Below are 18,124 nucleotides of genomic sequence, written 5' to 3'. Positions count from 1 at the left end.
AATATACAAAGGGGATTAATATGGAGCTTAATTTAACTAGTGAAAATATTTTTCAAGAAGATAAGATTGAATTTGATAAGAGGATTAATTTCGTATTTGGTAAGAATGGAACTGGTAAATCTACAATAACGAAATTGATTAATAAGCAAATTAATGACTATGATACTAGAATATTTCAGGGGTTTGAAGGAATTGTAGATGAAAATAAGCGCTTAAATGCAGTTGTGTTAGGTAAAGAAAACTCATCTATAAATCAAAAAGTCGAAGAAAAGACATCGATGATTGAATCGCTCGCTGTGCAAAAAAACACATTATTAAAAACGATAACAAAACCTGATGATGATGTAGAAAATTTTTGGACAAAGCATGAATCTGCTATATTAAAGTTTGATACAAAAGATAGAGATATAAAGTTATTTAGGACAACTGCAGCGGCAAAGATTAAGAATGAGACAAGTCCTCAGATTTCTGATGCTAATTATACTGCACCAAAATTTTTAAGTGAAATTAGCAAGGCTGAATTGCTTCAAGATGCCGAAATTAATATCTTGAAGTCTATTTTACGATCTGAAGCCAAGGTGGCTCAGAATATTCAGTTCCCTATAATTGATTGTGAAAACTATTTGAAAAGTGTCAATGATATTTTACAGTGTAAAGTCAAAGAAAAGGTTATCATACATAGACTTGAAAACAACGAAGAAAAAAAGAAATTTGCAGAAGCTGGTTTAGAATGTCATCAGAATGGTGATGTCTGTTCATTTTGTGGCAATAAAATAAATGAAAATGTGTTCTTAGAATTGGAAAGTTACTTTTCAGCTGATGAAGTTAAAGCGTTTCAAGAGAAAATAACATTGAAATTAAGTGATATAGATAAACTTAGACGAATGTTTAGTAATGTAACTATTAGTTTAGAAAATTTTTACCCAGAGCTACATGAAAGGGTAAATGCGATTAAATTTGGCAGCGAGAAATTGTTAACATCGTACGAGGATTTTACACAGAACCTTTTCAAAGCGCTTCAAGAAAAGAAAAGTAATATTTTCATAGAAAGTGAAAAATTGAAACTTGAGATTCCTCCTTCGTTTGAATCCATTCAGAAAGAATATGATGAATTAGTTAAGGAAAATAACGAGAAAGATCTAATGCAAAGGCAAATTGAAGCTAGAGAGAAATTACGCTTTCATAAAATTAAGATACTTCTTGATGAATATGAATATAATGTGCACATTAACGAATTGAGTCATTTAGAGATTGAAAAAAAGAGAACACTTGGAGAGTTAAACTCTGAGAAGGAAAAAATCGAAGGAGAAGACGGATTTGATAATAAGATAAGACTTCTTCAGGGAGAAATTAAATCTTTAAGAGAAGAAACTAAAGATGAAAAGATGCTGGCCCAAATCGTAAGTGATAAACTTAAGAATCATGTTTCCTTCGAATTGGACCATTGTGATAATGAAGGAGATGTTGGATTCTATAGAGTAAAATGTTTGCGAACAAATACAGTAAGGGACATTACTCAATTATCAACAGGAGAAAAGAATATCATTGCTTTCTTATATTTCATCGAAAAGCTGAATGAAATTGGGGATAGTCAAGCGGGTCAGAGCAAAAAACTTATTGTATTTGATGATCCTATGAATTCAAATGATGATACCATGCAGTATATGATAATCGATGAGCTACAATGTTTAATGAAAAATATTCATAGTGACGACAAAATGATCATACTCACTCACAATAATCACTTTTATTTGAATGTGAAATATGGTAGAAAATACAAAACTGATAGATTTATAAGACTTGTTTCCAATAGGGCAACAACAAAAATTAAATATATAAATACACCAGAAGACGATTTTAAAACTAATTATGAAGCTCTGTGGAAGGATGCAAGGTATCTATATGATGACGAAAATGCAAGTGCAGAGATGCTCTTAAATCCAATTAGAAGAATTATTGAGACCTATACAAAGTTTAATATTATTGATAAGACAGAGTTTTATAAAAACCAAAGTGGTGCTAAAAAATTGTTTGATGTAAATTCTCATTCCATTGATGATTTTGAGGTGGATTTAAATGGAAAGACTAAAGAAGATATAGTATTGTTGTTCGAGGAATGTTTCAGAGATAACTATGTTGGAGAACACTTTGATAAGTATTGGAAAATAGAACATGTAGTCTGATAATTCAATGAAACAAGTGATTATAAAAACATAAAATTTGTTATTGGAGGTGTGCTAATGCCATTTACCATAGTACGACAGGACATTACAAAAATGAAGGTTGATGCAATCGTCAACGCTGCAAACACCGCATTACAAATGGGCGGTGGCGTTTGCGAGGATATATTCAAGGCGGCAGGTGAGTCTGAATTGCAAATAGCCTGCGACAAACTTGCGCCGATTAAACCTGGATATGCGGTAATTACACCAGGCTTCGGGCTGACAGCCAAGTATGTTGTTCATACAGCAGGACCCGTATATCGAGGTGGTAAAAATGGTGAGGAAGAACAACTACGCCTTTGCTACATAAACAGCTTGAAACGAGCAATAGAGAACAATTGTGGAAGTATAGCATTTCCACTGATTTCCAGTGGTATCTATGGCTATCCAAAAGACCAAGCTCTTCGAGTTGCAACTAAAGCTATAAAGGATTTTCTCATAGAAAATGAATTGGATGTATACCTTGTCGTATTTGATAAGGCGGTGTTTTTGCTAAGCGAGAAGCTAATAGGTGAAGTTGAAAGCTATATTGATGAGTACTATGTCGCTGAGCACAAACTTACTCGGCGTAAATTACTTGATATTGAACTCGAAGCCATGCAAGAATCTGACCTTATCAGCTATAACGCGTCATTACCTATGAAATCATCGAAGATAGGTAAAAGTATTGAAGATTTAGTAGGCAGCCTTGATGAGCCTTTTTCTGAGACTCTCCTCCGGTTGATTGATGGCAAGGGCAAGACGGATGTGGAAATATATAAGCGCGCAAACCTTGATCGAAAGTTGTTTTCAAAAATCAGGACCGGAAAAGGATATACACCAAGTAAACGCACAGCGATTGCCCTTGCGGTGGCGCTGGAATTGTCACTTGATGAAACAGATGATCTTTTGGAGCGGGCTGGCTATGCACTTTCCCACAGCCAGAAGTTCGATGTTATTGTCGAGTACTTTATTGTCAGCGGTAAATATGACATTTTTGAGATCAACGAAGTGCTGTTCAAATACGATCAGCCGTTGCTGGGAGGGTAAGCATGCAAAATAGATATGCTGGAGATGTTGGGGATTTTGGGAAAATTGGTTTGCTTCGGCAAATCAAAAGGTCAGAACTCGATATTGGAGTAAATTGGTACTTAGCTCCAGATGAGGACCATAATTCCGACGGTAAACACATTGGATATATAGTAGATCCAAGATATAACAATTGCGATGACTCTTTGAGAGATTCTCTGAAAGAAATAGTAAATAGTAAGCGCAGCGTTGCGGCACTAGAAAATATGAATCTCATTCCAGATGCCGTTTATTACCACGAAGTTCTTTGTTCACCATCGAGAACTTTCTCACGCAGAGATTGGCATATTAAAGCATTAGAAGTGCTTAGGTGTACGGATGTTGTTTTTCTTGACCCTGATAATGGCTTGCTTGTAAAAAGCGTATCTGCTGGATCTTCAAAAAGTAATAAATACGTTGTCCAAAGCGAGATTACCGATTATTTTGCCTCAGGGAAAAGCGTAATATTTTACAATCACCGCTGCCGAGAGCAAGAGTCAGTTTACATACAGCGTTTTAATTGGATGCATGAAGATTTTATTCTAAGGAATGCTGTTATCACTGGATTAACGTTTAAGCGAGGCACGGTTCGGGACTACATATTTGTATTGCAACCAGAACATGCATCAAAAATCATAGAAAGCGTGGATAATATGCTCCAAAGCCCATGGAGAAACCACTTCGCAAAACTCGACTTATCACTCTGATATGTCGCTTTAAAAGCGACCAGCCATTTTTCTATAAATGTTATCCTTAAGTAAAAATAGAACTTAAGGAGGACATTGCAATGAAAAAAGGATTAACTGAATTGGTATTTATATTAGACAAAAGCGGCTCTATGGGTGGCCTGGAAACAGACACAATAGGTGGTTACAACTCAATGCTTGCCAAACAGCAGGAAGTTGAGGGTGAATGCCATATCACAACCGTCTTATTTGATAATAATTATGAGCTACTGCATGACCGTATCGACATCAAAGCAGTAAGCCCGATTAGCGAGAAGGAGTACCAGGTCGGCGGATCAACAGCGTTACTTGATGCCATCGGAAGGACAATCCACAAAATTGGCAACGCACAAAAACACACAGCTGATGATTACCGAGCTGAAAAGGTTATGTTTGTAATAATCACAGATGGTGAAGAAAACTCAAGTCGTGAATACTCAGCAGAAAAAATAAAAGCCCAGATTGAGAGGCAAAAGGAAAAGTACGGATGGGAGTTTGTTTTCCTCGGAGCAAATATCGATGCTATTGAAACGGCAGGACGGTTTGGTATCTCTGCAGACCGTGCTCAGAATTATCACTCAGACAGTGAGGGAGTTGAATTAAATTTTCGAATTATTAGTGAAGCGGTAGCTAAATATCGAGAGTGTTCAGAAATACCAAAAGGATGGAATAACGATATTCAAAAGGATTATAAGAAACGTGGAAGACGGAAATAAATAACTAAATGTTTCGTTGCTAAGAAAGGAATTATATGAAAAAATACAGCAGTTACAGAGCATACAGAGGAAATGTAATATACAGTCAGGATAAAGATACTTTACTCAGCAAAGAGAATTCATATATACTGGTTGCTGATGGAATTGTAAAAGAAATCTGCAGTCAGCTTCCAGACGGATTTCCCGAAGAAAATATAATAGACTGGGGTAATCGTATTATAATTCCTGGTTTTTGTGATATGCATGTGCATGCGCCGCAGTTTTTGCAAAGAGGGATTGGAATGGACAGAGAGCTTTTAGACTGGCTGAGTACCTACACATACCCAACTGAAGCAAAATTCAGTGACAAAGATCATGCAAGAAAGGTGTATTCCTGGTTTGTGGATGAGCTCTTACGCCAGGGAACTTTGCATGTGAACTGCTTCCCTTCCATTCACTATGAAGCATCTGAAATTCTGTTCGACATACTTGAGCAAAGGGGATTGTTTGCATTCACAGGCAAGCTGAATATGGATCAGAACAGTCCTGAATATTATATCGAGGATACAGAGCAGTCCATAATTGACACGGAAAGATTTATTCAGCAGCATCAGAAAACTGGAAACGTAAAGACTGCAATCATCCCAAGATTTGCGATCACCTGCAGTGAGAAGCAGTTGGCCAGGCTGGGAAAATTGTCTGAAAAGTATGATGTTCCCGTTCATTCGCATATGTGCGAATCCGTTAACGAAGTAAAAATCAGCATGGAACTTTTCCCTGATTATAAAAATGGAGCAGACATATTCTGTCAGAACAACTTGCTTGGACAAAGGCCAACTATAATGGCGCACTGTATTTTTATGGATGATGATGTTCTGGCATTAATGAAAAATCCGAACTGTATGGCGGTTCACTGCCCGGATGCAACTGCAAATATCAATGCTGGTGGTATAATGCCGGTTAAAAAATTCCTGGATATGGGTATTAACCTGGCAATAGGAAGTGACATAGGTTCCGGTGCGAATCTCTCAATTGCCAGAGGTATAGCCAGCACTATCCAGCATTCAAAGATCCGTAACATGTTTGACCCAACGTGGGAAGCTGTAAACCTTGCAGAAGCTTTCTATATGGCAACCCGTTCAGGGGGAAGGTATTTCAAAAACGTGGGAGCATTTGACGAAGGATATTGTTTCAATGCATTAGTAATCGATGACAGTAATATGTGCGGGGAAGGATTGACTCCTGTAGAACGCCTGGAGCGCTTTTGCTATGCAGGAGATGACAGAAATATCCGCATGCGATATATTCTGGGAAATGAAGTTGAAATATAGAATTTTCGTTATTGTTAGCAGATGAAAGCTATCAAGGATAGATGAAAAAATGATATAAATAAAAAAGGGTTTCATAAAAAATATTGTTCAGGATGTATTCCAAGGGGAGAGAACTGCACCCATATGAGAGATGCGTGTCAATTGCTTTCAAAAGGAAGCATCCGGTTTTGTTATGAATGCTCAAACTACCCATGCAAGAGATTGAAGGCATTGGATAAGCGCTACCTTACAAAATACCATATGAGCATGATAGAAAACCTGGATTACATCAAGGAATTCGGAATGGAAAAATTTTTGACTAAGGAAGGTGCCAAATGGATAATAGAGAAACTGAGATTGAAGCTATTAGATCAACCAAGAAGCAACTACTGAGAGATCCTGTTATAGAGCCGTCGAGTGACGTTATTGCAGAGGCACTTGGGGAATCGAACAATGCTTATATAAAGTTTATAAGTGAACTTGCAAGCCACGATATTCATTTGGAATGGCGTTATTACAACGATGGCAAGGCGTGGCTGGCAAAGGGGCTTTTCAAGTGGACAGGTGTTAGAGGTGGTCAAAATGAAAAAACTGTTTTCTGGCTATCGATCTGGGACGGTTTTTTCAAGGTGACCATTTATGTTCCCGAAAAATCCCGTGCAGATATATTGAGCATTCCGCTTGGAAATGAGCTTAAACAGATGATATCGGATTCAAAAGAAATGGGAAAAGTGAAGTACTTTCCTATTGTTTTCGATTTGCGTTCGGATGAAATGTTTGAGGCAGTTTTCTTGATTGCTGATAATAAAAGATTTCGGTGGAGTGAAGAGAGGTGAAAGTAATGGCCGTTGAGAATAGGTATGAATCTGACATTGAAGAAATATTATCACACAGGCTCGATAATGGTGCTGACCTCTGGACAACTGATTTAACGAAAATTCCGGGAATCGGAGTTAATATGGCGGAGCATTTGATTCGAGCAGGATTCCCGACGATAGAATTATTGCGCGGAAAAAGCCCGGATGACATTTACGCTGCAGACTGCATCGCGCAAGGCATGCCCGTGGATAAATGCGCTTTGTACTGCTATCGACTGGCAGTGCATTATGCCGATCATGACGGGCAATTGCCGGAGGGTAAACAAAACTGGTGGGACTGGAAGGATTAAATAAGTGTTGAATTATAAAAAGCCAAGTGCTAATATCAGATAAAATTGATATATTTAAACAAATAGGGAGCAGAAAATGAAAGAAAACAAAAGTGCGATAAAAAATAAAATTACGCCAGTGCGTCTTCATTTAGAATTAAAATGTGATTATCTGTCGGACTATCAGAAAAGAATGCTAAAGAGATATGGCGAATCTGCAAGTGGCGAATCCATAACCAGGGATATTCTTATTCCTTCAGATATGCCGCTTAATAATCTTCATTATGCAATTCAAAAGTTATTTGGATGGCAAAACTCGCACCTGCGCAGTTTTTATTTACCGGAGGATATATATAACAAACTGACAGGAGGGACGGTCAAAGGCTGGTCTGATCTGGTTGGTATACTGTTTCAGCCTCCATCTGAATGCGAAGCTGATGTTTTCTGGAATGATGACTATGAAAAGGGAAGTTTAAAAGTCTGGCTCAGGAAAAAATACACAGGTCCTTATATATATGGAGGAACAATGGAATATCCTGAAGCAGCAAGGCAAGATGTAAAGATACTCTTAGAGCGTTTTAGAATGTTGGAAGTCAGGGAATCCTTCAGTGACTACTGGAAAAGAAAAGAACAAGATAAGAATTCTGAAATTCGAATATTAAAAAAAGCTCCATTAATTGAGTTAACCTTGCAGGAGATGAATTCATCTATTATTCTTGATGGTGGAACAGAAAGCCTGTTAGAGCGATTAGAAGTAAATGAAGTTCTTGCGGCCCAAGGGGAAGGTGTTAATCCAGAAGGAAATTTTCCTGTAACTGAAGAAATTATCTATAATTATGACTTTGGCGATAACTGGAAAGTTAATATAACCAAATATAAGGATTGCGAAGATCTTCTCAGGAACAATATCATTGATGAATATGAGCTTGAAGAGGCAGAAGACATCGTAATAAGCAAGCACAAACCGGTTTGTATTAATAAAGTGGGTGTATCTGTGCTTGATGATGTAGGTGGATTAAGTGGGTTTGCTGATTTCTTAGGAACCATCTATGAGGGAGGGGACAAGGAGGAATCATCTGGTGCGCGTGCATGGGCAAAGAGCCTGGGATGGAGTGATACAAAGCTTTCTAATAAAATGATGCTGTAAAAGAGCCTTAGAAGGATAGATTCGAATTTATGGAGGTTTTTCAGATGAAATATACAGGGGAAAACAAGTTGGAACTTTTTGCGAATAACGCGCAAATCATCAAAAAAGAATTTACCTGGCAAAATGCCCTTACAAAGCGGTTGGCAGCACTTCTGTACGCACAGGAGGGCAAAACGATTGATTGTGAAGCAATCAGGCAGTGCCACGCTTTGATTAAGCAGAGCACGGGCGCATTTTCTACCTTTCGGGGGAATATGGCATTAAGTTTAGCGGCAATGCTTTCGCTGTCTGCCAATCCGCAGGAGGTATTAAGGGAAACGATGAAAGTATACGACTTGCTGAAAGGTGTAAAGCTGCGCGCTTCCGACTTTCTTGTGATTGCTGCATATATTATTGCGACACAATCTGACGCTTCTGATTACAGGAATGTGGTGACCCGCACACGGAGCTTTTACGATGGAATGAAGGCCCGGCATTTCTTCTATACCGGGCAAGATGATTATATATTTGCGGCTATGCTGGGGCTTACGGATTTGGATACTGTGGCGGGAACGGAGCGCATTGAGCAGATTCACAGCCTGCTGAAGGGCGAGTTTCGGGATAAAAATAGCGTTCAGGCTTTGGCGCAGGTGATGGTACTTGGAGAGTCGGACGATAGTATTTCTGATCGCGTTCTTGTTTTGCGGGATACACTTCGAGCGCAAAAAATCAAGTTGGATAAAGCCTATACCTTGCCGGTTTTGGGAATACTAGCCTTGCTGCCGGTGGAGATCGAAACGATTGCCCGTGACATAGGTAAAGCGCAGGATACTTTGAGGGCGAAAAAGGGATTTGGATCGCTGTCCGTTACTACGCAGGAGCTGCTTTTGTTTGCGGCATCAATTGTAGCGAGCGACTATGCCGAGAGCGTAAAAGATGGGGTATTGACGGCAACGCTTTCGACCAGTATCAGCAATATTATTATCGCGCAGCAAGCTGCTATGATAGCAGCCATTTCCGCCTCCACCGCGGCGGCTGCATCGTCATCATCATAGAAAATTCTAATTTCAGTCAACAGAGGTGACTTTTCTTGAAGAAAGAATGCAAATCCACTGGGTAGTTGAACAAGGTACCTTCTTGATGTGGCACGGTAATGACAAAGGCATGGGTTGGATAGAGGATATGGGAAATGATATATATACTAATGTTCATAAATTGTACTGGTCTGAAGGTGCTGAAGCTATTAGCCAAAAATCCTTCTCAATCTATTTGACAATTGAGGACATTAATACAGCGGAAGTAATTGCCGAAACAAGCATTCGAATTGACAATCCTGAGGAAGGCTATTTTACGATAAATCAGTAACCACTGTATGACATCGGAAAAGAAAGAATATGAGGTGAAGTTTTGAAATCTGATTTAAAGAAAATTCCAGGGATTGGAGTGAATATGGCGGAGCATTTGATCCGAGCAGGCTTCCCGAATATAGAATCATTGCGCGGAAAAAGCCCAGATGACATCTACGCCGCAGACTGCATCGCACAAGGCATGCTCGTTGATAAATGCGCTTTGTACTGCTATCGACTTGCAGTGTATTATGCTGACCATGACGGACAATTGCCGGAGGGTAAACAAAACTGGTGGGATTGGAAGGATTGAGAATGGATTTGTGAATTACTTGAAAAATATAATCATTCTGGCGTGATTAAATATTGAATGAAATCAGATTAGGTTGAATTTGAAGCATTAGGGAGGGCATCAATATGTTGATAGAAAACCAAAAGGAAGGAAACTGCTGTTGTTTAGGTGGTTTTTGCAGTGAAGAATCGTATAAAAAAGTATTAGTAGAATATTTATATCTTGATTTAGAAACCTGTGATCGATGTATTGGAACAGACAGTGTCCTTGATGGGGTTATGAAAATACTTACGCCGGCACTGGAGCTTGCCGGGTATAAAGTTGAATATAACAAGCTAGAAATGGAAACATCAGAAATGGCTAAGCAGTACAAATTTGCTTCTTCTCCCACTATCAGGGTAAATGGGAATGATATTTGTGAATCTGTAAAGGAAAACAGCTGTGGATGCTGTAGCGATATCAGTGGAACTGATGTGGATTGCCGAGTCTTTGAATATAATGGAGAAACCTATGAAGTACCGCCTGAAGAAATGATTGCAAATGAAATTCTTTGCAGTGTATTCAGAAAGAGCACAGAGATCTGTTCTTGTGAAACGAAATATGAACTTTCGGACAATCTAAATTCTTTTTATGAGGGAAAGAGAAACAAAGGATGCTTATGTAGTGGAAGCAGCTGTTAAACTGATTGGAATTTCTGTATATATATAAAGTAAGAGGTGAACTGCGTGAAAGAGATATATCTGCAAAATTATCTTGTTGAAAACTATACACTTATTGCAATGGTGGTAGGTACATATTTTGTTGTAACGATGGAATCGGCGGTAGATGTATTTATAAAAAAACGAATGGTTATAAATATGACTCTGCTTTTGATTCTGTCTATGTCGGAATTCTATCTGAATTATCTTAAAGATCAGGCCGTAATAGGATTAGCGCTCATCACAACTGGGATAATCTATTATTCTCTGAAGCCTTTAGTCATGGCGATACTGATAAATATGGTAGAACCCAAAAATAAATTAATCTATATTCCCGCCATGGCAAATTTTCTCTTTTACTGTGGTGCATTTTTGAAAAACAGAGTATTTTATATTGGAGCCGGTGGAGGCCTGGAAGTTGGGCTCTCAGGGAATGCCTTTATTGTTACGGACTGGGTATACTGGGTGATACTCCTTCTTATACTTAATCTGAAATTTTACAGAAAAAAAGATATTAATCACCTTCAGGCCTTCTTCTGCATAGCATGTCTGATGACAGCAAATATGATAGAATCAACAGGGATTAGTACAGGAATACTCAACGAAACCTATGCTGTAGCATTTTTGTTTTATTACCTTGTAATACATGTACATATATCACAGCAGGTAAATGAGGAAAAAGATCTGAAACTCAGGGAACAAAGATTATCGCTGATGCTCTCGCAGATACAGCCTCACTTCTTATACAATACATTAAATACAATAACTGCACTTTGCCGGGTAAATCCCAAGCTTGCAGAGGAAACCACTATAAAATTTTCCGGATATCTCAGGGAAAATATGTACAGCATGGGTGAAAATTATACAAATCCTTTTTCTAAGGAACTGGATCATACAAATATCTATCTTGATATAGAAAGGCTGAGATTTGGAGACAGAGTAAAGGTGGAATATGATATAAAATCGGATGATTTTAATATGCCGACTCTGACTTTGCAGCCAATTGTGGAAAATGCGGTTAAGCACGGGATATGCAGCAAGCTTGAGGGTGGAACCATAAAAATATCTACAGAAAAGAAGGGGCGAGATCATATCATAACAATTGAGGATAATGGAATTGGCTTTGAGATAGACAAAGCATTAAATGATGGAAGGCCTCATGTGGGGATACATAATGTAAAGGAACGGCTGAAAAGTATGGTCAGGGCAGAAATGGAAATTATTAGCTTTATAGGAATTGGAACAACTGTAAGGATTATAATTCCCGGAGAAAGAAAAAATACTAGATTGGAGATTGGTGAAAGACGTGAAATACTTAGTTTTGGACGATGAAATAATTGCAGCAGAGTATCTTGCCGCATTAATACGTGAAGTTGATGAAAAAGCAGAGGTTGTAACAGAAATTAATCCTGTCAAGTCACTGGAACTTGCAAAGCAGCAGTTTCATGTGTGCTTTATTGATATACAGATGCCAGGGTTAAATGGTATAGAGTTTGCAAATGAGATCAAGAAATTGTACCCGAGGACTAATTTTATATTTGTGACTGGCTATTCGGATTATATGGGAGATGCCTTCAGGCTTGATGCAAGTGATTATATAATGAAGCCGGCGGACGCAGGACAGATACGTCATGCACTTGAAAATCTAAGATATTCGTTTCAGGAAAGTACGGCATTGGAAGAAAAGCAGAGGATACAGATAATCTGTTTTGGGAATTTTGATATCCTTATAGATGGAAAACCTGTAAAATTCAAATTTGACAAGACAAAAGAACTTTTAGCATATCTTGTTCATCGAAAGGGCACGAGATGCACTTCAAAGGAAGTAATTGCAAATCTATGGGAAGAAGAGGGTCATGATTCTTACTACAGGATGCTGAAAAAGGATCTTCAGGATGTGCTGAACAAATTAGGATGTGGAAAGCTGATATACAGTGAAAGAGGGCAGATTGGACTGGCAAACTTGGAATGTATAGAGTGTGACTACTTTAAGTGGTTAGAAAACAGGGAGGAGGGCATAAAGCTCTATAACGGAGAGTATATGGCTCAATATTCCTGGGCTGAAGAGGTTAATGCTTTTTTTAATATATATTGACACTTCCTTGACATTTCTTTGACACTTCCTTGACGGAGAGGATGTTATACTGAAATTGTTATTTTTTAAATTATTATGTTTCTGGAGGTGTCTTAATGAATGAAAAGAAAAAAATGATCAGATTGCCAAGCAAGGTGGAAGCTATTATTCCAATTGTTTTCCTTCTGACAATGATGATTACAAACTATGCACTTGGGTGGGGACTCGATCCTCATATTCCTGTAACGCTCTCATGTGGAGTTGCTATGCTAATTGGAAAACTGTGCGGATATAACTACAAGGAAATGCTTGCGGCAGGACTTGAAGCGGTTAATCAGTCCCTTGAAGCAATAATTATAATTCTTCTTGTGGGATGCCTGATCGGTTCATTTACTGCATGTGGAACTATCCCGGCTGTAGTATATTATGGGCTAAAGCTGTTAACACCAGCTATATTCCTTCCATTTGTAACCATTCTTTGTGCAGTTGTAGGAATTGCACTGGGTTCAGCGTGGACGGTATCAGCAACACTTGGTATCGCATTTATGGCTATAGGGACAACAATGGGATTAAACCCGGCACTTATTGCAGGCGCTGTTCTTTCGGGAGCGTGCTGTGGAGATAAATTCTCACCGCTTTCAGATTCAACAAATCTGGCTGCAGGTTCTGCGCAGACGGGACTTTTTGATCATGTGGGAGCAATGGTAACTACAACTCTGCCAAGTTTAATTATGGCAACATGTCTATTTGCGTTTTTCTCACTTTCAAATGTTGCAAGTTATGATCCTACGCTTGCGAATGAGTTGTCAGCGGCAATAATCGAACATTATACATATATGAGCCCGATTCTTCTTATTCCTATATTACTGATTATAGTAGTAGCAGTAATAAAGATGCCGGCCATTCCTTCAGTAGTGCTTCTTTCACTTATTGGATGTGCATTTGCTTTTATATTCCAGGGTGCTGGAATCGCTGACTGCATCCAGATGCTGCACTATGGATATGAAGCTGAATCAGGAAACGCACTATTCACAAAACTTGTAAACAGAGGTGGTATGGACAGCATGCTCTGGACTAACAACCTTGTAATAGTTGCGGTTGCTTTTGGTGGTGTACTTCAGAAAATTGGTTCAGTAGAATCACTTCTTGGCGGACTTATCAAGAAAGTCAAGACTCCATTCCAGCTGGTTCTTGTTACTATTACAACTTCAATGTTCTGCATTACGACTATGTGTGACCAGTATCTGGGATTGATAATTCCTGCGTCAATGTATAAGAATAACTTTGACGAGATGGGGCTTGGAAGAAACATGCTGTCAAGAACACTTGAAGATGGCGGTACTTTATGGTCACCGCTTATTCCATGGTCATCATGTGGTGCATATCATGCTGCAGTACTGGGAGTTCCAACGCTTTCATATCTGCCATACTGCTTCATGAATATAATAAACCCTATTTATGCTATTGTTACTCTAAGCTGGGGTGGAAATATTTTATATGCTGACGGCTCAAGAACAAATATGTTTGGCAAGCTGAAAGAAGGTCGTGGACCGGCTGCTGCACCGGAAGAAGCATATGAAAAGGCTATGAAAGCTCTTGCACAAATAAGAAATGCGGAGAATAATAGTAGCCTGCAGAAAAAAATCAGCTAATACTGTCGATATAAGAAAGGATATAATATGGAATATTACGGAATCATGCCAGAACGAAAACTGTGGGTGAAAGTTGCAGTTATAATCTTTGGAGTTTATACTCTCTATAACTCAGTTGTAAATCGTAACTTGTTTTACCTGCCATTTGGAATTATCATGATTCTTGCCACTTTTTCTGATAGAAAACACATAATTTCACAAGAAGGTGTGGATATTCTATATACTGTCTGTGGAGCGAAGTTTCACAATATGTGGGACTGGAGTGAAATAAATACAATCCATACAGATTCAGGCAAATCCAGACCAAATGTCGAAATGCATATTGGTAAAGACGTGATATCCAGAAGGTTTATCTTATCAAAGGATGATGCTAAAAAAGCAGTAGCTGTTGCAAAGAAAATGAATCCTAAGATTTTTATAGCAGAAATGAGTAAAGCTCAATAATTTTGAAGGTGCCTGATGGTTTGAATCAGGCACTTTTTGCTTTCAATTGCGATTGTAAGGTTAATATGAATGCTAATTGGATATCAATAGAGTAAGAGTTCTGCCCTGTTATGTTTCTAACTGAAAAGTTTCCAAATGATTTCATAAAAAGGTGGTAATGCATATGCTGAAATTAATTGATGTAGGCGTAAATATGGATGGAGAACATGGGAAAATACAAGTTTTAAGTCATATTAATCTAAACCTGGAAAATAAAATGATTTATGTTATGACAGGGCCTAATGGAGGTGGGAAATCTTCTATTGCAAAGGCGATTATGGGGATATATCCATTGACAACTGGAAGAATTTTGATGGATGGTATAGATATCAGTGAAATGAGTATTACAGAAAGAGCTAATCTTGGAATTGGCTATGCCATGCAACAACCTGCCAGGTTTAAGGGAATGAAAGTCAGAGACCTTCTTACATTGGCTATTGGTGATAACAATGAAAAAAATATTTGTGATCTGTTATTTGATGTGGGGTTATGTGCTCAGGATTATCTGGACCGTGAGATAAATTCGAGTTTTTCTGGTGGAGAATTAAAGCGTTTGGAGATTGCAAGTGTACTTGCTAGAAAGTTAAAGGTTGTACTATTTGACGAGCCTGAAGCGGGTATTGATTTATGGAGTTTTAAAAAATTAACAGAGACATTTGAGAATTTAAACAAAAAATACGATACGACTATCATCATCATATCGCATCAGGAGAGGATTCTCAGATTGGCGGATCAAGTCATTATGGTTGCGGGAGGTAAAATCAGTGAAATTACCAATAAGGAAAAGATTTTAAATGAAATTAAAATAATAGACAGTAACTGTCGTTGTCGTCAGACTTGTGAAGTAAGGGGGAAGTCAAATGTTACTGAGTGTGATAGATAAAAAAATTTTAGAAGAAGTCGCTGATTTGCATGAGATACCTATGGGAGCATACAATATTAGGAAAAATGGTGAAGGAGCGGGTCGCAATACCACCGCAAATATAGATATTATTACAAAAGTGGACAAGCCGGGTATTGACGTTATAATCAAGCCTGGTACAAAGGGTGAAAGTGTTCATATTCCGGTTATTTTATCTGAAGATATGAATGACCTGGTATATAACACTTTTGAAGTTGGTGCTGATTCGGATGTGCTGATAATAGCTGGATGCGGGATTCATAATTCAGGATCTGAAACAGCTCAACATGATGGAATACATGAGTTTTTTGTGCGAAAAGGCGCAAAGATGAAGTATGTTGAAAAACACTACGGCGAAGGAGACGGAAGTGGGGACAGAGTTTTAAATCCTAAGACCATCATAAATGTAGAAGAGGGCGGAGTTGTTGAACTTGAAATGGTTCAGATCAAGGGTGTAGACAAGACGAAAAGAGATACAAAGGTAGTTTTGGCTAAAAATGCCAGATTAGTTGTCACTGAGCGACTTCTTACAACTGACAGACAAGATGCTGAATCCAAAATAACAGTTGAATTGAGAGGTGAAAATTCAACGGCTCAAATAATTTCTCGCTCTGTAGCGCAGGATTATTCCAATCAGGTTTTTCATTTGACCATGAAGGGGTATGCTAAATGTCGTGGACATATACAATGCGACTCGATTATTATGGGCAATGGGCATGTGTCTTCTGTTCCAGAAGTGGCTGCTTTTCACTCTGATGCCCAACTTATTCATGAAGCAGCAATCGGCAAAATTGCTTCTGAACAATTAATAAAGCTGATGACTTTAGGACTGACAGAAGAAGAAGCAGAAGAAACTATACTGAAGGGGTTTTTAAAGTAATCCTCGACATAGCCATGAAACAAAGCGGAAACTTATTCACTAAATGAGGAAGGGGAGCAGCTATGAAAAGTAGAATGAAAGCCGCTCTTATTGGCGGAGCTTTATTGGGACTGGTATGTGTTGTTGGGGCATATGTTCGCTCCGGATTTACCGCTTCACCGGTTTTTGTGTTTTCACTGTGGTATAATAGGGTCATTATAGGTCTGGCAGTTGGAGCACCATGGAATATGACCGGAAAGAGAAATGCCTTGCTTCGAGGAGCACTGCTTGGACTTTTGGTTTCATTTGCTTTTTACAGCTCCACAGGATTCCAAGATCCTGTAAGCTTTGTGGCTGGAATTGTTTATGGGGTCATACTGGAAGCATGGCTGAGTCGGTCTGCTTATTCTAATTTGTAAAAGGAGTGCTGAAATGGTCAAAAAATACGAAGAACCAATATATATCGATTTGCATAAGAATTCTCCTGAAGGAGATGAAGCAAGGGAGCTTGAAGATGACATCAGAAGGCTATGTGAAAGTCAGCCCTTCGCAGTGATTGCTACTCAGGGAAAGGGCATTACCAAGGCATCACTTATAAGCTTTGCTGCCAGCTCTGACCTGAAGCATACTGTATTTGCAACACCTTCTCGGACCGGGAAATTTGACAATATCGCCTCTGAAGAGAATGTGTCGGTTTTAGTGGATGACCGTTCACTGCAGCAGGACAGCATAAATGAAATAAGTGCATTGACCATTATTGGAAAAGGCAGAATTTTATCTGATGAAAAAGAGATTCTCGAGTGGGCCGCTCTCCTGACAGAAAAACATCCGAATCTAAAGCTTTTTGTAGAGGCCCCGACAACATCTGTAATACTTGTAGAGGTTGTAAGGTATCTATATGTTAAGAAATTTCAGGATATGAGGGAATGGGATCCGAGGTGAATTGGATTATCAGCTGAAAACGCAGGGGTTTAAGAACTAGTTTAAAATTTAGATTATGGGGAAAAATTGAAATTCCATACAAGCCCATGATAAGACTTTCTACACCTGTTTATGATAATCAGGGGACCCTGCAGGGGGTGATTGTTTTAAACTACCTCGCGGATTATATGCTGTCAGGATTCAGGGAATTGGCTGCGAACAGCCAGGGAGAAATAATACTGCTCAATGCCGCCGGATATAGGATGTCATCTCCTGATCCTGACAAAGACTGGAATTTTATGTTTGATGAAAAAAAGATACTATCAGAACACAGGATTTTCTTGTCAGAATAGGCGGCGATGAATTTCTTATTGTATTCAATGGCATTGACACTGAGACTGCTGAAGAAATCTGGCTTAGGATTGTTAAAACCTACGATCGTATCAACAGGGATGAAGGCAGACCTTATGTCATGAGCGTAAGTCATGGTATTGTTGATTTTGACAACAAGCATAAGACGCATATAGACGAGCTCATTAATGCTGCTGATGAAAAAATGTATAATGAAAAACAAATTATCAAGGCAGGATTGAGCGTCATAAAGAACAGTTAAAGATTCAGTTTTT

23 protein-coding genes are annotated in these 18,124 nt (G+C 38.6%); all 23 read left to right on the top strand.

The window, feature by feature from the left end; genetic code table 11:
* Nucleotides 1–20: 20 nt before the first annotated feature.
* The 23 genes from AC4PGZ_RS06990 (at nucleotide 21) to AC4PGZ_RS06880 (ending at nucleotide 18,111) form a co-directional block, all read left to right on the top strand.
* On the top strand, nucleotides 21–2,183 hold the full coding sequence (locus tag AC4PGZ_RS06990) for an AAA family ATPase (protein ID WP_492157917.1): 2,163 nt from the start codon (nucleotides 21–23) through the stop codon (nucleotides 2,181–2,183).
* A 57-nt stretch (nucleotides 2,184–2,240) separates the two neighbouring features.
* The gene (locus AC4PGZ_RS06985; protein WP_492157916.1) at nucleotides 2,241–3,251 is read left to right on the top strand and encodes a macro domain-containing protein; all 1,011 of its coding nucleotides are present in this window, start codon (nucleotides 2,241–2,243) and stop codon (nucleotides 3,249–3,251) included.
* A gap of 2 nt (nucleotides 3,252–3,253) precedes the next feature.
* A complete protein-coding gene (locus tag AC4PGZ_RS06980; RefSeq protein ID WP_492157915.1) occupies nucleotides 3,254–3,976 on the top strand; it encodes a hypothetical protein in 723 nt (240 codons plus the stop codon).
* Nucleotides 3,977–4,056: 80 nt separating this feature from the next.
* The gene (locus tag AC4PGZ_RS06975) at nucleotides 4,057–4,710 is read left to right on the top strand and encodes a vWA domain-containing protein (RefSeq protein WP_492157914.1); all 654 of its coding nucleotides are present in this window, start codon (nucleotides 4,057–4,059) and stop codon (nucleotides 4,708–4,710) included.
* A 35-nt stretch (nucleotides 4,711–4,745) separates the two neighbouring features.
* Entirely contained in the window at nucleotides 4,746–6,020 is a 1,275-nt protein-coding gene (locus AC4PGZ_RS06970) for an amidohydrolase family protein (RefSeq protein WP_492157913.1), read from the top strand.
* 210 nt (nucleotides 6,021–6,230) lie between these two features.
* Entirely contained in the window at nucleotides 6,231–6,392 is a 162-nt protein-coding gene (locus AC4PGZ_RS06965; protein ID WP_492157912.1) for a hypothetical protein, read from the top strand.
* Nucleotides 6,335–6,835 (top strand): DUF3788 family protein, encoded by a 501-nt coding sequence (locus tag AC4PGZ_RS06960; RefSeq protein ID WP_492157911.1) that lies wholly within the window; start codon nucleotides 6,335–6,337, stop codon nucleotides 6,833–6,835. The genes AC4PGZ_RS06965 and AC4PGZ_RS06960 overlap by 58 nt, the downstream gene beginning before the upstream one ends.
* 5 nt (nucleotides 6,836–6,840) lie before the next feature.
* Nucleotides 6,841–7,167: a helix-hairpin-helix domain-containing protein gene (locus AC4PGZ_RS06955; RefSeq protein ID WP_492157910.1), complete on the top strand. Its 327-nt coding sequence runs from the start codon at nucleotides 6,841–6,843 to the stop codon at nucleotides 7,165–7,167.
* 76 nt (nucleotides 7,168–7,243) lie between these two features.
* Entirely contained in the window at nucleotides 7,244–8,293 is a 1,050-nt protein-coding gene (locus AC4PGZ_RS06950) for an IS1096 element passenger TnpR family protein (RefSeq protein ID WP_492157909.1), read from the top strand.
* A gap of 44 nt (nucleotides 8,294–8,337) precedes the next feature.
* Nucleotides 8,338–9,327 (top strand): DUF4003 family protein, encoded by a 990-nt coding sequence (locus AC4PGZ_RS06945; protein ID WP_492157908.1) that lies wholly within the window; start codon nucleotides 8,338–8,340, stop codon nucleotides 9,325–9,327.
* Between the two features lie 46 nt (nucleotides 9,328–9,373).
* Nucleotides 9,374–9,637 carry a hypothetical protein gene (locus AC4PGZ_RS06940; protein ID WP_492157907.1) on the top strand — a complete coding sequence of 88 codons (264 nt, stop codon included), beginning with the start codon at nucleotides 9,374–9,376 and terminating at the stop codon, nucleotides 9,635–9,637.
* Nucleotides 9,638–9,679: 42 nt separating this feature from the next.
* Nucleotides 9,680–9,931, top strand: a complete 252-nt coding sequence (locus tag AC4PGZ_RS06935) for a helix-hairpin-helix domain-containing protein (protein WP_492157906.1) — start codon at nucleotides 9,680–9,682, stop codon at nucleotides 9,929–9,931.
* Between the two features lie 104 nt (nucleotides 9,932–10,035).
* Nucleotides 10,036–10,590: a DUF2703 domain-containing protein gene (locus AC4PGZ_RS06930; RefSeq protein WP_492157905.1), complete on the top strand. Its 555-nt coding sequence runs from the start codon at nucleotides 10,036–10,038 to the stop codon at nucleotides 10,588–10,590.
* Between the two features lie 45 nt (nucleotides 10,591–10,635).
* Entirely contained in the window at nucleotides 10,636–11,940 is a 1,305-nt protein-coding gene (locus AC4PGZ_RS06925; RefSeq protein WP_492157904.1) for a sensor histidine kinase, read from the top strand.
* Nucleotides 11,915–12,703 (top strand): LytR/AlgR family response regulator transcription factor, encoded by a 789-nt coding sequence (locus AC4PGZ_RS06920; RefSeq protein WP_492157903.1) that lies wholly within the window; start codon nucleotides 11,915–11,917, stop codon nucleotides 12,701–12,703. The genes AC4PGZ_RS06925 and AC4PGZ_RS06920 overlap by 26 nt, the downstream gene beginning before the upstream one ends.
* Before the next feature lie 95 nt (nucleotides 12,704–12,798).
* Nucleotides 12,799–14,334 (top strand): Na+/H+ antiporter NhaC, encoded by a 1,536-nt coding sequence (gene nhaC / locus AC4PGZ_RS06915; RefSeq protein ID WP_492157902.1) that lies wholly within the window; start codon nucleotides 12,799–12,801, stop codon nucleotides 14,332–14,334.
* A 27-nt stretch (nucleotides 14,335–14,361) separates the two neighbouring features.
* Nucleotides 14,362–14,778, top strand: a complete 417-nt coding sequence (locus AC4PGZ_RS06910) for a hypothetical protein (RefSeq protein WP_492157901.1) — start codon at nucleotides 14,362–14,364, stop codon at nucleotides 14,776–14,778.
* 163 nt (nucleotides 14,779–14,941) lie between these two features.
* The gene (locus AC4PGZ_RS06905; protein WP_492157900.1) at nucleotides 14,942–15,700 is read left to right on the top strand and encodes an ABC transporter ATP-binding protein; all 759 of its coding nucleotides are present in this window, start codon (nucleotides 14,942–14,944) and stop codon (nucleotides 15,698–15,700) included.
* The gene (locus tag AC4PGZ_RS06900) at nucleotides 15,678–16,598 is read left to right on the top strand and encodes a SufB/SufD family protein (protein WP_492157899.1); all 921 of its coding nucleotides are present in this window, start codon (nucleotides 15,678–15,680) and stop codon (nucleotides 16,596–16,598) included. The genes AC4PGZ_RS06905 and AC4PGZ_RS06900 overlap by 23 nt, the downstream gene beginning before the upstream one ends.
* Nucleotides 16,599–16,660: 62 nt before the next feature.
* A complete protein-coding gene (locus AC4PGZ_RS06895; RefSeq protein WP_492157898.1) occupies nucleotides 16,661–16,996 on the top strand; it encodes a hypothetical protein in 336 nt (111 codons plus the stop codon).
* A 13-nt stretch (nucleotides 16,997–17,009) separates the two neighbouring features.
* Nucleotides 17,010–17,519, top strand: a complete 510-nt coding sequence (locus AC4PGZ_RS06890; RefSeq protein WP_492157897.1) for a pyridoxamine 5'-phosphate oxidase family protein — start codon at nucleotides 17,010–17,012, stop codon at nucleotides 17,517–17,519.
* A 137-nt stretch (nucleotides 17,520–17,656) separates the two neighbouring features.
* Nucleotides 17,657–17,851, top strand: a complete 195-nt coding sequence (locus tag AC4PGZ_RS06885) for a hypothetical protein (RefSeq protein ID WP_492157896.1) — start codon at nucleotides 17,657–17,659, stop codon at nucleotides 17,849–17,851.
* Complete coding sequence (locus tag AC4PGZ_RS06880; protein WP_492160252.1) at nucleotides 17,821–18,111, top strand: diguanylate cyclase domain-containing protein; 291 nt, start codon at nucleotides 17,821–17,823, stop codon at nucleotides 18,109–18,111. The genes AC4PGZ_RS06885 and AC4PGZ_RS06880 overlap by 31 nt, the downstream gene beginning before the upstream one ends.
* Nucleotides 18,112–18,124: the final 13 nt, after the last annotated feature.

The organism is Proteocatella sp. QWL-06, from assembly GCF_058684135.1.
Note: the sequence above shows the minus strand (reverse complement) of the source record. Positions and strands in the feature narration are given on the sequence as shown.

Excerpts from the sequence above, each read along its gene's own strand:
- AC4PGZ_RS06990 (WP_492157917.1), top strand. The coding sequence starts at position 21 with ATGGAGCTTAATTTAACTAGTGAAAATATTTTTCAAGAAGATAAGATT.
- AC4PGZ_RS06985 (WP_492157916.1), top strand. The coding sequence starts at position 2,241 with ATGCCATTTACCATAGTACGACAGGACATTACAAAAATGAAGGTTGAT.
- AC4PGZ_RS06980 (WP_492157915.1), top strand. The coding sequence starts at position 3,254 with ATGCAAAATAGATATGCTGGAGATGTTGGGGATTTTGGGAAAATTGGT.
- AC4PGZ_RS06975 (WP_492157914.1), top strand. The coding sequence starts at position 4,057 with ATGAAAAAAGGATTAACTGAATTGGTATTTATATTAGACAAAAGCGGC.
- AC4PGZ_RS06970 (WP_492157913.1), top strand. The coding sequence starts at position 4,746 with ATGAAAAAATACAGCAGTTACAGAGCATACAGAGGAAATGTAATATAC.
- AC4PGZ_RS06960 (WP_492157911.1), top strand. The coding sequence starts at position 6,335 with ATGGATAATAGAGAAACTGAGATTGAAGCTATTAGATCAACCAAGAAG.
- AC4PGZ_RS06955 (WP_492157910.1), top strand. The coding sequence starts at position 6,841 with ATGGCCGTTGAGAATAGGTATGAATCTGACATTGAAGAAATATTATCA.
- AC4PGZ_RS06950 (WP_492157909.1), top strand. The coding sequence starts at position 7,244 with ATGAAAGAAAACAAAAGTGCGATAAAAAATAAAATTACGCCAGTGCGT.
- AC4PGZ_RS06945 (WP_492157908.1), top strand. The coding sequence starts at position 8,338 with ATGAAATATACAGGGGAAAACAAGTTGGAACTTTTTGCGAATAACGCG.
- AC4PGZ_RS06940 (WP_492157907.1), top strand. The coding sequence starts at position 9,374 with ATGCAAATCCACTGGGTAGTTGAACAAGGTACCTTCTTGATGTGGCAC.
- AC4PGZ_RS06930 (WP_492157905.1), top strand. The coding sequence starts at position 10,036 with ATGTTGATAGAAAACCAAAAGGAAGGAAACTGCTGTTGTTTAGGTGGT.
- nhaC (WP_492157902.1), top strand. The coding sequence starts at position 12,799 with ATGAATGAAAAGAAAAAAATGATCAGATTGCCAAGCAAGGTGGAAGCT.
- AC4PGZ_RS06910 (WP_492157901.1), top strand. The coding sequence starts at position 14,362 with ATGGAATATTACGGAATCATGCCAGAACGAAAACTGTGGGTGAAAGTT.
- AC4PGZ_RS06905 (WP_492157900.1), top strand. The coding sequence starts at position 14,942 with ATGCTGAAATTAATTGATGTAGGCGTAAATATGGATGGAGAACATGGG.
- AC4PGZ_RS06900 (WP_492157899.1), top strand. The coding sequence starts at position 15,678 with ATGTTACTGAGTGTGATAGATAAAAAAATTTTAGAAGAAGTCGCTGAT.
- AC4PGZ_RS06895 (WP_492157898.1), top strand. The coding sequence starts at position 16,661 with ATGAAAAGTAGAATGAAAGCCGCTCTTATTGGCGGAGCTTTATTGGGA.
- AC4PGZ_RS06890 (WP_492157897.1), top strand. The coding sequence starts at position 17,010 with ATGGTCAAAAAATACGAAGAACCAATATATATCGATTTGCATAAGAAT.